11 protein-coding genes and 1 tRNA gene are annotated in these 12,322 nt (G+C 43.3%); 1 reads left to right on the plus strand and 11 read right to left on the minus strand.

Annotated features, from left to right (window positions below; all coding sequences use genetic code 11):
- Nucleotides 1–60: 60 nt before the first annotated feature.
- Nucleotides 61–1,353 (minus strand): MFS transporter, encoded by a 1,293-nt coding sequence (locus MKY44_RS18985; RefSeq protein ID WP_341008156.1) that lies wholly within the window; start codon nt 1,351–1,353, stop codon nt 61–63.
- Between the two features lie 177 nt (nt 1,354–1,530).
- Here MKY44_RS18985 and MKY44_RS18990 point away from each other — a divergent pair, with 177 nt between their 5' ends.
- Nucleotides 1,531–3,006 (plus strand): aminotransferase class I/II-fold pyridoxal phosphate-dependent enzyme, encoded by a 1,476-nt coding sequence (locus tag MKY44_RS18990; RefSeq protein WP_026080977.1) that lies wholly within the window; start codon nt 1,531–1,533, stop codon nt 3,004–3,006.
- 208 nt (nt 3,007–3,214) lie between these two features.
- Here MKY44_RS18990 and MKY44_RS18995 read toward each other — a convergent pair whose 3' ends face one another.
- From MKY44_RS18995 to MKY44_RS19040, 10 genes are all read right to left on the minus strand, one after another.
- Nucleotides 3,215–3,532: a DUF1292 domain-containing protein gene (locus MKY44_RS18995; protein ID WP_036614722.1), complete on the minus strand. Its 318-nt coding sequence runs from the start codon at nt 3,530–3,532 to the stop codon at nt 3,215–3,217.
- A 97-nt stretch (nt 3,533–3,629) separates the two neighbouring features.
- Complete coding sequence (locus MKY44_RS19000) at nt 3,630–4,184, minus strand: copper amine oxidase (protein ID WP_036614723.1); 555 nt, start codon at nt 4,182–4,184, stop codon at nt 3,630–3,632.
- A gap of 475 nt (nt 4,185–4,659) precedes the next feature.
- Complete coding sequence (locus MKY44_RS19005) at nt 4,660–4,839, minus strand: hypothetical protein (RefSeq protein ID WP_310336912.1); 180 nt, start codon at nt 4,837–4,839, stop codon at nt 4,660–4,662.
- Between the two features lie 146 nt (nt 4,840–4,985).
- A complete protein-coding gene (locus MKY44_RS19010) occupies nt 4,986–5,405 on the minus strand; it encodes an organic hydroperoxide resistance protein (protein ID WP_017687397.1) in 420 nt (139 codons plus the stop codon).
- A 414-nt stretch (nt 5,406–5,819) separates the two neighbouring features.
- Nucleotides 5,820–6,506 carry a hypothetical protein gene (locus MKY44_RS19015; protein ID WP_341008157.1) on the minus strand — a complete coding sequence of 229 codons (687 nt, stop codon included), beginning with the start codon at nt 6,504–6,506 and terminating at the stop codon, nt 5,820–5,822.
- Between the two features lie 2 nt (nt 6,507–6,508).
- A complete protein-coding gene (locus tag MKY44_RS19020; protein ID WP_341008158.1) occupies nt 6,509–7,507 on the minus strand; it encodes a hypothetical protein in 999 nt (332 codons plus the stop codon).
- A complete protein-coding gene (locus MKY44_RS19025) occupies nt 7,494–7,766 on the minus strand; it encodes a hypothetical protein (protein ID WP_338587901.1) in 273 nt (90 codons plus the stop codon). Before MKY44_RS19025 ends, MKY44_RS19020 begins: the two co-directional genes overlap by 14 nt.
- Nucleotides 7,767–7,949: 183 nt before the next feature.
- On the minus strand, nt 7,950–10,160 hold the full coding sequence (locus tag MKY44_RS19030; RefSeq protein ID WP_341008159.1) for a M1 family metallopeptidase: 2,211 nt from the start codon (nt 10,158–10,160) through the stop codon (nt 7,950–7,952).
- A 225-nt stretch (nt 10,161–10,385) separates the two neighbouring features.
- Nucleotides 10,386–12,035 carry a recombinase family protein gene (locus MKY44_RS19035; RefSeq protein ID WP_341008160.1) on the minus strand — a complete coding sequence of 550 codons (1,650 nt, stop codon included), beginning with the start codon at nt 12,033–12,035 and terminating at the stop codon, nt 10,386–10,388.
- Between the two features lie 197 nt (nt 12,036–12,232).
- Nucleotides 12,233–12,304, minus strand: a tRNA-Val gene (locus MKY44_RS19040).
- Nucleotides 12,305–12,322 lie beyond the last annotated feature (18 nt).

The following is a 12,322-nucleotide window of genomic DNA, read 5'->3' on the forward strand; positions in this document are numbered from 1 at the left end:
CGGACGCAAAAAAGGGAGCTCCACAACCAAGATGGTTGGTGGAACTCCCTTTTCTTTTGCTTATTTGGCCGGAGCGGTGCGAAACGGATTGCGGGATAACACAAAGTGCACTACGGCAAGTCCTGCCATAACAATGGCACTGCCGATGAATGGAGCCGGATGGCTCACGTGGTCCCACAGCAGTCCAGAAACAATAGGTCCTACAACCATGCCTGATCCCTGCAATGTAAGGAAGAATCCCCAGATCGCACCCCGCTCTCCTTTGGGAATCAGTGTGGCTACAAAAGCATTCCAGGCGGGCAAAATCATGGCATAACTGATGCCCACCAGCATGACAATACCAAACACCACTGGAATGGATGTTATGGAGGAGAATGCAAACAGACTGGCCGCCGCCATCAAAAAACCAATGTTCAGGAACGGTTTCGTGCCAAACCTGTCTACCATTTTACCTACAGGCAGTAAAGCAATAACAGTTATTCCACCACCCGCAATCAGCAACAAACTGTAAAGGTTCGGCGAGATGTGCAGATCTGTGCGTGTATATAGCGTGATTACTGGACTGAGCAGCCCGATGACAAACGACTGCATAAACAAGGCAGGATACACCAGTGGATTAACATTAAGCGTGCTGCGTACCCGTTGCAGTGTGCCCTTCACACTCTTTTGCAGCCGGATGAACGGCGTGAGCAAATTCGGTTTGGCTGGATATTTCACATCACTATTCTTCGCTGCTTGCTCGGCATGCTCTCCTTCAACAATGACACGTCCAGGAAGAATCATGGCCACCAGAATAACGAGAATGGCACACCCCATTAATACAAGAAAAATGGTGCGATAATCATGATGCGTGCGCTCCAGCAGCCAGTTCATGCCTATAGGTCCAAGCCCTGTACCACCCAGAGCAGCCATCTCCAGCGCACCCATTGCTGTACCATTCTTGTTCTGTGGGCCTGACATCGCCGTCACGCCTGTCATGGCGCAAGGCCAGAGCGGTGACGTACCAATGCCAAGAATCAGACAGGCCATGGCCAGTCCAACGGCACTTTTGAGAAAAAGGATCATAATAACAGCGATTAAGGTACAGATTAATGCTGTAACCATCGTTGCGCGGAACCCGATCCGTTCTGCTGCCCAGCCGGAAGGCGCCCGGAACAGATTATCTCCCAAATATTGAAGAGCAAATGCCACACCAATAACGCCTGCGGACAGACCCAGAATATTATCCATATACACGGGCAAAACAGCTACCAACAGAGCCCCTTTGATAATTTCAACTAGAAAAAGTGTCAACCACATCGCGATAAAAAATGGTGATCGCAAAATTTTGGCTGGTTTTGTATCGGTTTGCATTCTTTTTCCCCTTTCGGTGTTCATTTGCCTATTCCCTATCCTTAGTGTAACCGTGGGGAATGTGCCCAAATCTCGGCAATTTAAAAAATTGTCGATTTATACTGTTGCATTCGGTTCTTAATTTGCTATACTCATCTTTGTTTACCAATTTTATTAGGAAGGGTTGTGACAGCACTGATGAATCACCACCGTACGCCGCTGTTTACCGCTTTAAAAAATCATGCGGCACTCAATCCGGTACAGTTTCATATTCCGGGCCATAAAAAAGGATTGGGAGCGGATACCGAATTCCGTGAATTTATTGGCGATAATGCCTTCTCCATAGATTTGATTAACATCGCACCGTTGGATGACTTGCATCAGCCAACCGGTGTCATTCAGGAAGCACAGATTTTGGCAGCAGATGCCTTCGGAGCCGATTATACCTATTTTAGTGTACAAGGCACAAGCAGTGCCATTATGACCATGATTCTGTCTGTATGTTCACCAGGTGACAAAATTATTGTGCCCCGTAATGTGCATAAATCGGTTCTGTCCGCCATTATTTTCTCAGGCGCCAAACCCGTATTTGTTTCTCCTTCACAAGATGCCAATCTGGGCATTGACCATGGAGTGACTACACAGTCTATCCGTCGCGCACTTGAGCGTCATCCAGATGCCAAGGCATTGCTTGTAATTAACCCGACCTATTACGGCGTGGTTACCGATCTTAAAGAGATTGTTGAGCTGGCACACAGCTACCAAGTCCCAGTACTTGTTGATGAAGCACATGGCGTACTCATTCATTTCCATGAGGATCTGCCGTTGTCTGCGATGGCAGCAGGTGCCGATATGGCTGCAACCAGTGTTCACAAGCTTGGTGGCTCCATGACACAAAGTTCCGTACTCAACTTGAACACAAAGAATGGGTTCGTGAATCCACAGCGTGTACAGACGATCCTGAGTCTGCTCACCTCAACATCAACTTCATACATTTTGCTTGCTTCACTCGATACATCAAGACGCAACCTGGCACTCCACGGTCGTGAGATTGCACAGAAGGCGATTGAACTAGCTGAGTTTGCCAGACGTTCGATTAACGATATGGATGGCCTGTATTGCTTCGGTAGAGAGCTGCTGGGTACAGAAGCGACCTTCAATTATGATCCAACCAAAGTAACGATCCATGTTCGCCATCTGGGTATTACAGGGTATGAGACAGAGAACTGGCTGCGTGAACATTACAACATCGAGGTTGAACTTAGTGATATGTACAATATTTTGTGTCTCATTACACCAGGAGATACGGATAATAGTGTAGATATCTTGCTGAACGCTTTGCAGGATCTCTCCCGTACCTATTATCAAGTGAACCCGGCCCATGAACTGGTAGTAAAAGTTCCGGATATTCCACAGTTGATGCTGACTCCACGTGATGCATTCTACGGTGATACCGAAGTGATTCCGTTTAAGGAATCCGCAGGACGTATTATCTCGGAATTCATCTATGTCTATCCGCCAGGAATTCCGATCCTATTGCCGGGTGAGGTTATCACCCAGGAAAATATCGACTACATCATCGATCATGTCGAAGTTGGATTACCCGTCAAAGGACCCGAAGATCGCAGCGTAACCAACGTTAAAGTGATCGTGGAAGCCGATGCCATTTTCTAAAACAACCCCCTTGCGCTGTGCATGGGATAAACTTAAAGGACCAAGCCCTAGCTTGGTCCTTTTTTTATTTTATGGGACAAGCGAGTTTGCATTTTCCCGTCTATTTCGTCGTTCAAACCGGTGGTGTAAATGCTCGTATACCTCTTAAAAAACAAACAAAAGGCCCCCTGAGATCAAGGAGCCTTCATGTTATGTTCCAAAAGAATGACTATTCTTGTGATGCAACGAGTTCGTTGTAAGCCGCTTCAACGCGGTTCCACTCTTCTTCGTCTTCAATATTGTAGAGCACCATTTCCTCGTCTTCTTCTTCCATACGCAGGATGATGCCGTCAGCTTCAGGATTGTTACGTTCCAGCAGGAGCGCATAAACATGCTTCTCCACGTCAAACGTCTCCACCAAAACCATCTCCACGTCTTGGCCGTTCTCGTCTGTTAATGTGAGAAGGACTTCTTCATGCTCGTGGTCGTGGTCGTGGTCTTGCCCGCATCCGCAGCCATCGCCGTGTTCATGTGTGTGATCGCTCATTGAAATACCTCGCTTTATAAATAGAAATTGTGTAACCTTGCATATCGTAACATGTTCAATGACCCAGGTCAATTTAACTCACAGGGTAATTTTCGCTTCAATCGTTCAGCGCTGTAATGATTTTCTCCGCTACCAGGACGTAGCTGCTGTTTGCATTTTCTTTAATATGAAAGCCGACCTGATACTTGCCGGCACGACTGAAATCGTACGTAAAATCATATGTGCGGAACCAGAAGTTATCCTTCTGGGTTGTAAGCTCCTGCGACTGGATATCCTTCACCTGACCGCTTGGATTGGTAATCGTTACTTTCACCGCAGCTACATCTGCTGTCAGACTGTCCACTTGTGAAAATACATTAAATTTCAGCTTACCTACGTTAACGTTGCCAAATACAGTGTCTCCCTTGAAGAGAAAAATATGTACATTCGGTTTGATCACCGTTACTCTCTTGTTACTGCTGTCCCATTTGACGACGCCTCCGGCTTCCCTTACAGGTACATAGGTCGTTCCATCAATGAGATAACCTCCATCAGCTGCTTCCTTGCCGTTAATGAGAACACGAATCTTCTCGTTCACCGAATCAGCAAACAATAAAGACCCGCCGAGCAAGGAGAATACCGTGACACAAAGCAATATTCGTTTCCATTTCATCCCGTCAATATTCCCTCCCCTGCTGCTAGCTGTTGTACATTTATACTGCAGATTCATCCACAAAGTTGCGCTGTTTTTCATCATTTTTCATTTTTTATCCAGAATTTTTTCCACCCCTTGGAATGCACAAAAAGAGGCGATCCTCATTAAAGGATGCCCCTGATCTATAATTGTTATATATACGGGATTATACGAAGAGTTTATGAAGAAGTATGGCGGGTCAATATACAGGGAACGCCCTTGCCTAAAGCCCCTTCAATTCTCATACGTGCAGCGTAATCCATGCCTCGTGTACATGGTGTCTTACATCTCTCACATACATCCGATGTGACCAACTTCATGGATACACGTATTTTATCACTCTTTAATGCGGGAGCTTTCTTACCCTTTGCTTTTGCCATCCCGGATTCCCCATTTCCCCAAGTGCTTACTGATGTAATGCATCATATGGGGATTCGCCCGGTTGTGTGTCTATTTAGAAAACGTATTTAAATAATAAAAATATGACAAGGAGGATACCTCCGAGAATGAGCCAGTTGCTGATTTCATACCAAATGCTCTTGCCTCCGGACAGGTATTTCTGTTCATTCTCCTGATGACGCTGACGGTGGGTATCGGTCTCAGAGCCATGGGGTGGTTTGCCAAAATCCATCATAAGTACATTCCCCTTTCAGCAGTTTTGTGTAAACTTACTACCATTATAACCCACAATTGAGTGTGAAATTGATTTTTATGCACAAAACACCAAAAAAACCTCCGATTTCTCGGAGGCTTCTTATCAACAACAAATAGTATCAGTGATTACGCCAGTTCCACGTTAACATTCACGTTTCCTTTGATTCCTTTGGAATATGGGCAGTAGTCATGGGCAAGTTTCACAAACTTCTGTGCTGTCTCCTCATCCAGACCAAGAATTTTAACTTCCAAATCTACTTGAAGCTTCACGCCGTTATCCTCAGAGTCCGTCACCAGCATTACGGTTGCAGCTACGGTACTTCTTTCAATTTCAACTTTGTGTTTCTTCAATTGAAACTCCAGTGCGGAGTTAAAACAAGCACTATACCCTGCTGCAAACAACTGCTCCGGATTGGTAGCTGTCGTCACTTGTCCTCCGAGTTCAGGTGGTGCAGCAACATCCAACATAAACACGTTATCTGGGGATTGTACGATGCCTTGACGTCCACCTGTATTGATGACTGTTGTTTCATATAATGTTTTCATTTGTGAAAACTCCTTTAGTTGATTAGATTTATTTTGACTTAATTTTGACTTCTGTTGTATCGCTAACAATTACATTGTACACAATTTAATTGTGTATGTAAATAGTTAATATAAAAAAAAATATAGTTTAAAACACGTTTGGAGAATAATTCATCTCTAACCCCGGACAGCCCAAACATAGAGTCAGAGCACTTTCTGAGGCGTTCGCTGTATCCACCAAACTTGGCCTGATTTCATTCTCTAAATAAAAATGGTACCCAAACACTGCACTTCATTTTCAAAGTGTCCGTGTTTAGGTACCAAATTACTGCACGTATGTCTTTTATTGATCCATGCAGATAATCTATCTATTCTCGTCGTCATTCCAATACAAATCATGTACCTTGTTCATCTTCAGACATCTTCCCAGTTTGATTAATTACTCCAGATATCCACTTTCATCTGTGCACATTTGAAATACTTGGCCTCGGCCTTACTTGTAGTCAGTTTTAAAAGACATTGCAGTTCTCCATGTTGGAACACCCCACCGCTAAGGTCAGCAGCAACACCGCCATATTGATCATCCGCACCAAGCCATACGGACGGTCTCTCGAACCCAGCTGAGAACTGTAACCCTGTACAGAGCAGCACAGTGAGATTCTTACGGTTCTGTGCTTCATCTCCTGCTACGCCATGTGTGGTGAAGAACACCATGTTTTGATTAAAATCCGTGTACGTTCCATCTGCTTTATAGGCACGGACCATACCATACTTCTGATTTACGTTTTGAAAAAAGGTGATTCCGGCCTTGCTATCCTTTGATTTAATGCCAACCTGAACTGAGATTCCAATGTTCCCGTTTAATTGTAGCGCTTCCAAAGTGATTGCAATTGCGGTTACTTTCGAGCTGTCAATCAGATGTTTCATTTTCAACTCTGCCGTGGCTCCTGCTGTTGTCGGTGTTGTAACGGTTATGGTTCCTCTGTCGGGCAAAGGCTCAAACGTAGGGTTGCCCACCACCTCCACCCAATCCGGTAACGTTCCGTAAAGAAAATCGGCCACAAGCTGTTTGTGGACCTTTCCAAAGGGCACGATCTGACCCGCTGCATCACGTATAATCATCTCTACACCCCCACCGAATAGGCTACACCGATATTATGATCGGTATTATAATACACGTACACTACACCGTCCATAACGGACACCATCAAGGATTGCATGTTGGTCGTTTCCCAAGTCAATGCCGGAAAATATATATCTGTAGGTTTGTCCAGCAGTTGACGAAAGTCTGCGCTGATCTTGGCAATGGCAGGCCGAGCTACAGTCGTAACCCCACCGGAAGCATAAGCCGATAACATGCCCAGCCACCACATGCTCCCTTTGTACATAAATACACCAGCATTGGGTCTCGAAATGTTTTCTCCTGCACTTAAAGTGGCATCATTCCCACCCATTAATGGTCTTGGATCAGCTAACCAGCTACGTCCGTCATGCGAATGCCAGATACATTTACGACCAAAGTCCCCACCGCCCATCACTGAGAAACCGATCCATTTGCCACCATTTCTGAAACACGAGAAATATCCGGTATGACCATCACCTGGGAACCCGGGAGGTTTGTCCAAAATCAAACCCACTCTTGTCCAGTTAATCATGTCTACAGAGGTCGCAAGTGCCGTTGATTGATTGATCCCCAGTCCGTTTTGTTGATAATACATAAAGAACAATTGTTCTTCATCGTTCCAGATCACAAATGGAGTTTCCGTCGAATTCCCAACCACAGTATCGAGATACACCTGTCCGTGTTTGGTCCATGGTCCTGTCGGGCTGTTCGAGTAGGCTAGTCCAATTCCTCCGATGTGATTATGGTTGGTAGAATACGTAGCATAATAATCTGCTTTTGCATCAGGGATAAGCCCCTTTACTTTGATCGCCCGAAACCAATAGATCGATTGAAGACCCGCCATTGCAGCGGTATACATAGGATTGTCCATTTTTTTATCAAATTGAGGCGTGTACATCCGTCTGGTTTCTGCATCGCAATAATCATAAGGCGCAACGGCCCTGTTTGCCTTCATCGCTGCGTCGAGTGCTGCCTGAGCAATATTTTCAGTCATAGACATGGGAACTCAACTCCTTCGTGAGCAGGGTATTACCATTTACCGGTCGCGAATATAGAACATCCGAAGTGTCCTTTAATAGGATTGAAAAATCAACAACATTACCCTCATTCGCAGTCGGCTCCTGAGTAATACAAATGATAGGACAAATTCTAGCATTATATGAATACGCTTTCATTTTGTTCATTCCTTTATTTCCTTTACAGTTGTAATCAGCAACTGTCCCTTTCATTGGTACGCCCGGATAATGTTGATCCTTCATATTAATCCCTCCTATTGTTTTCTCCCGATAAGTATATTCATGAAGTTGCCTTTGTGTTAAAGCATTATGCCCATCTTCCAGCCTATTATTCTAAGACTGATTTTTCATATAAAACATAAACAGGCTAACCAATACAAATTGGCTAACCTGTTTGAACGAAGAAACTGCAAAACCAATTCCTTATTACTCCGCAAAAAGTGAAGATATGGGATTCGCAACTTTTTTATTGGATTTCTCCTTGCCTTGGTTATCCAATACATAGTACTGGTAAAAGTCGTTAGTGAATCCGATAGACTCCTGTATTTTCAGCTTAAAAGCTTCAAGTGCCGCATCACTCAGATGATCCTCATTCCAGAAATAATGAAGCATCAATCGATTCTGGTTATAGGGATGTTTGATAACATATACACCCGCGGCGAGAGATTGATTCATGGTATTTTTCCAAGGAAAACCCGTCTGTTTCGTTCGATCAATAATGTTAAATTTTAAAGCCTGCACGAATCCGTTTGACTTGGCATTGCCAATGACAATAAGGTTGCTGTTGCCGATCTCTTTTTTCATCTTTTGCTTCAGTTCCTTACGATCCCTTATAATGTCGTATCTCATACCGGTCATATCAAGGAATCCGGTCAACTGATTAACCATATCTTCCTGCTGTTTAGTTGCAAGTTCACTCACCTGATCGCTGAGCACAATGGTCAATTCCTCGCCTTGAAGGACTCTGTCCATCAATCGATTCATCACTTCATAAGGCAGATTGGGAACCATACCCATGACAGTCTGATATTGCACTTGTAAGATGTCATGCACATAGGCGGCGGTCTCTTCCTGTGATAATTGGTATTCCGGCTTTAAGACAAAGTTAGGCTGATATAGGGCCATCTGCATTTCTGAACGTACTTCTTTACCAAGCACATCTTCAATGGTTTGAAGCAGCCCCTCTACCGTTGCATTTTGGTACACGTAGCGTTTGAAATATGTTCTCATCAACTCGTCAAATTTCTCTTCTCCGACGGAACGGTAAAGCTGATAGATCGCTTGTCTTCCCTTCTGATAATACACCAAACCTGCCAAATCCCCAGCTTCATCGTTTGTTGACGCAATCGCCATATCTACGGGCGCAGTATCAAACTGTATGGATCTGAACCCATTTAGCTTGTCTCCCTGTTTCTCGGCAAAATACACCATGGAGAAATCGGCAAAGCCTTCATCCAGGAAGGATTCTGTCTCCGAGTTATTACCGATCAATGCATGGAACCACTGATGCGCTATTTCATGAACAAATGTTGTGTCTTCTTCTGGAATAGCACCATTTTGAATCTGTCCCATCTGGATGAGCCTCGCGTACTCCACGGCAACGCCTTGTACATACGTCTCGACAATTCGGAACTCTGGATAGGGATACTTGCCATATTTCTCACTATAAAAATCGATGACCTTGAATGCCTGATTAATGTAGCGGTCAACTATCTTTTTCTTGGATGGATCATCGTTGTAATAATAGTATTCCACCGTCAGACCGTTACGGGTAGCACGTTCCACTTGAAGATTAGGACTTGCAAAGAATACAAACTCCCTCGTATTCTCGGCTACAGCAGACAGAATCTTACGTCCATGTTCTGTACTGTTTTGAGTGGTGATCATACCCGGCATGGCTACCTGATACTCATCAGGAACATTGAATTGAACTTCAAAGTCCGATGAGGTGTAATAATCGCTCTCAAATGTTCGACTATACGGCGCCTTGTTCCATTGATGCTTAACCTCGTCATATACAGACATCACCGGGAACCAGTGTGCACCATTGATCATGTCCTTGTAGTAGGAAACTCGCTGTGAGCCATAGGGTATATTCAACTGAAACTCCAGTTGGAATGATACTGATTCGCCTGGTTGTACGGGCTTTTTCAACTGCACGGTCAACGCTTGGTTTTCCTTATGGAAGTCCAGCGATTGGCTATCTGCGCTTACAGCCTGAATATCGATGCCACCCAGAAAGTCCTCCGCTGTCTTCTCCGGGTGATCTTCACTAATCTTCTCATTATGCTGTTGGTACATGCTCGCCTGTGTAGACTTGGAGAGGTTTGCATCAGCATATGTATGAAGAACCAGCTGCTGGAGTGCATCCTTGCTTGTGTTGCGGTACGTTACCTTCTCGCTCCCCTGGATCGTCATGTCCTTCTCATTTAATCGAGCCTGGATCTGGTATTGAATCGGGGTCTGCTCTAAAGAGTCTTTAGGTGTGTTATATATCTTCGTAGATACAGGTGCTGGGCCTGCTTCCGCGGCAACAACCCCCATGTTGGCAAGTGGGCTTGCTGCCAGTATTAAAGCCAGTGTACCCGCGATCCCTACTCTGGCTAACTTTGATGTAAATGGGTTTGAATAATTCATAAGTTCTCTCCTCTTTGTCGTGTCTGTTGACGTCAGAACCAAGTATAGGAGACAAACCTTACGTTGAATTTATGTTTTATTTAAGTTTTGTTTAAAAAGAGGAGAGCAAATGAAGCTATCGCAAATCGCATTCATGTTTGTATGTAAAAAAAGAAAAGAAGCCTTACACTGTAAGACTTCTCGTGTATGATCTGTAGTGGGCTCGAACCACTGACCCCTACCCTGTCAAATAAGTGAGCTCTTGATATCCTTACTCTCTCTGTATAGATGACCGAGTAATTCTTTTATTCCACCCTTGATTTCAACCAATATTTTATCTTTGCTAATGTAGACCACCTCTAGCAATGTGCTTAACATCATTTTCTTCTTTTCTGTAGATGCATTTGTAAATATCTCCCCCCAAACTGGGAGATCATCTTTTAGAGCCTCCATCTCTGATATCTCCATTTTTTTGGAGGATAACAATTGCTCTATTCCCTTAATGTCTTCAGTAGTTTTCTGAATTTCGTTTTCTTTTTTCTCGATAAGACCATTGAGCATTTCTGGTTTGAATGCGCTCTTACCCATTATAGATTTTGGAACCTCAGCGTTTAATGTCACAAGCTCCTCGTAGTTCTCTTCCAGTAAATTTTGCATTGTTTTTATTTTTTCCTCTTCTTCATTAGAAACCTTCTTTTTTAATGATTCAATTTCTGATTGGAAATCTATTGTTCTGAGTTGACTTAAGTATACATCCACTCTTTCTAAGACTTGTCTCTCTACCATCTTTGAAGAAAATGTTGCCTGTCCGTTACAATCCGTCTTTCCTTGCAATTTCCCACTACAACGGTAACTTTTATTCTGATTGTATCTGACTATTTCTCCATTAGCTGCTTTGTATTTATTTACAAATGTAGTCGTGGTCAATCTAGAATTACAACAACCGCATCTGGCTATTCCAGTTAAAAGTAAACTTCCTTTAGTGCTTATGGGAATGGAATTTTCATTTCTTTTTGGATTCTTAGGGTTCTTTTTATCCCTTATATCCTGTACACTATTCCAATCCTCTTCTGAAACTATCATTAATTCAGGGATTGGTTTTGAAAATATATCGTCTCCTTTTTCTTTTCTGTATCTCATTACTCCTTTGTAAATTGGATTCTTAAGTATAACGTTTACAGTAGGAGCACCCCATTGTTTTGCTTTTCTTGTCGGAACATTTTTTTCGTTTAGAAGTTTAGCTATTCTTAATTGTCCGTAACCTTCTTCAAGCACTAGTCGGAATATTTCTTGTACGATCTTTGACTCTTCTTCGTGCTTGCACAGTTTTTGCAGTGCTTTTCCTTTTTTATTTACATTACCGGAATCAACACTTTTATACCCGTAGGGAATACCTCCTCCCCTAAAAATACCATCTTCGACCATCTGTATATGTTTTTCGTTGACTCGTTCAGAGGTCTTCCTACTTTCATCACTTGACTGCCAAAATCTCAAGTAGTTGACCATCCGATCGGTGTATGCTTCAATTTTTTGCTGACCTTCTATTACAGACCACATTTCTACCCCTTTGTTTACAAACCACTCAAGTACAAAGGGAGTCTCATCATCTTTTCTTCCAAGCCTATCAAACATAAATACCAACAAGACATCGAATAAACCATTCTCTGCATCCTCTTTAGCCTTTTGGATAACATCACGCTTCGAGGCAGGTACTTTAAAACCTGATACCCCTTTTTCGGTATATTCCTTAACTAGCTTCCATCCCTCTTGTTTCTCTACCATCTTCCTGCATGCTCGTTGTTGCATTGGAATATCGTTCCCGTCCATCTGACCTTTTGTGGACACTCGATATAGTGCCGCAACACGCTTTATTTGTCCCATTCCATCAATCACCATATCTTTTTTCTGTATTATTTTTATCGATAGTCGTAACTACTTTAACTGCTTAGTTTTATCCAAATTGTACCATTAAGTATATTTATTATCAACAAAAACCACCTACACATATTATTGGAGGTAGCCATATTATTATATAAAAAAACAACTCCTCTTGAGATATAATTCTCAAAAGAAGTTGCCTTTAATTTTAAATATAGGACGAGTGGGGATCGAACCCACGACCCTTACCCTGTCAAGATAATGCTCTCCCGCTGAGCTATCGCCCTGTAATAATTAAGATGTAT

The sequence above is a fragment of the Paenibacillus sp. FSL R7-0026 genome (assembly GCF_038004485.1).
In the GTDB taxonomy this organism is placed as follows: domain Bacteria; phylum Bacillota; class Bacilli; order Paenibacillales; family Paenibacillaceae; genus Paenibacillus; species Paenibacillus xylanexedens_A.

Bases quoted from the DNA above. Each gene is read 5' to 3' on its own strand.
- MKY44_RS18985 (WP_341008156.1), bottom strand. From the start codon at position 1,353: ATGCAAACCGATACAAAACCAGCCAAAATTTTGCGATCACCATTTTTT.
- MKY44_RS18990 (WP_026080977.1), top strand. From the start codon at position 1,531: ATGAATCACCACCGTACGCCGCTGTTTACCGCTTTAAAAAATCATGCG.
- MKY44_RS18995 (WP_036614722.1), bottom strand. From the start codon at position 3,532: ATGAGCGATCACACACATGAACACGGCGATGGCTGCGGATGCGGGCAA.
- MKY44_RS19000 (WP_036614723.1), bottom strand. From the start codon at position 4,184: ATGAAATGGAAACGAATATTGCTTTGTGTCACGGTATTCTCCTTGCTC.
- MKY44_RS19005 (WP_310336912.1), bottom strand. From the start codon at position 4,839: ATGATGGATTTTGGCAAACCACCCCATGGCTCTGAGACCGATACCCAC.
- MKY44_RS19010 (WP_017687397.1), bottom strand. From the start codon at position 5,405: ATGAAAACATTATATGAAACAACAGTCATCAATACAGGTGGACGTCAA.
- MKY44_RS19015 (WP_341008157.1), bottom strand. From the start codon at position 6,506: ATGATTATACGTGATGCAGCGGGTCAGATCGTGCCCTTTGGAAAGGTC.
- MKY44_RS19020 (WP_341008158.1), bottom strand. From the start codon at position 7,507: ATGTCTATGACTGAAAATATTGCTCAGGCAGCACTCGACGCAGCGATG.
- MKY44_RS19025 (WP_338587901.1), bottom strand. From the start codon at position 7,766: ATGAAGGATCAACATTATCCGGGCGTACCAATGAAAGGGACAGTTGCT.
- MKY44_RS19030 (WP_341008159.1), bottom strand. From the start codon at position 10,160: ATGAATTATTCAAACCCATTTACATCAAAGTTAGCCAGAGTAGGGATC.
- MKY44_RS19035 (WP_341008160.1), bottom strand. From the start codon at position 12,035: ATGGTGATTGATGGAATGGGACAAATAAAGCGTGTTGCGGCACTATAT.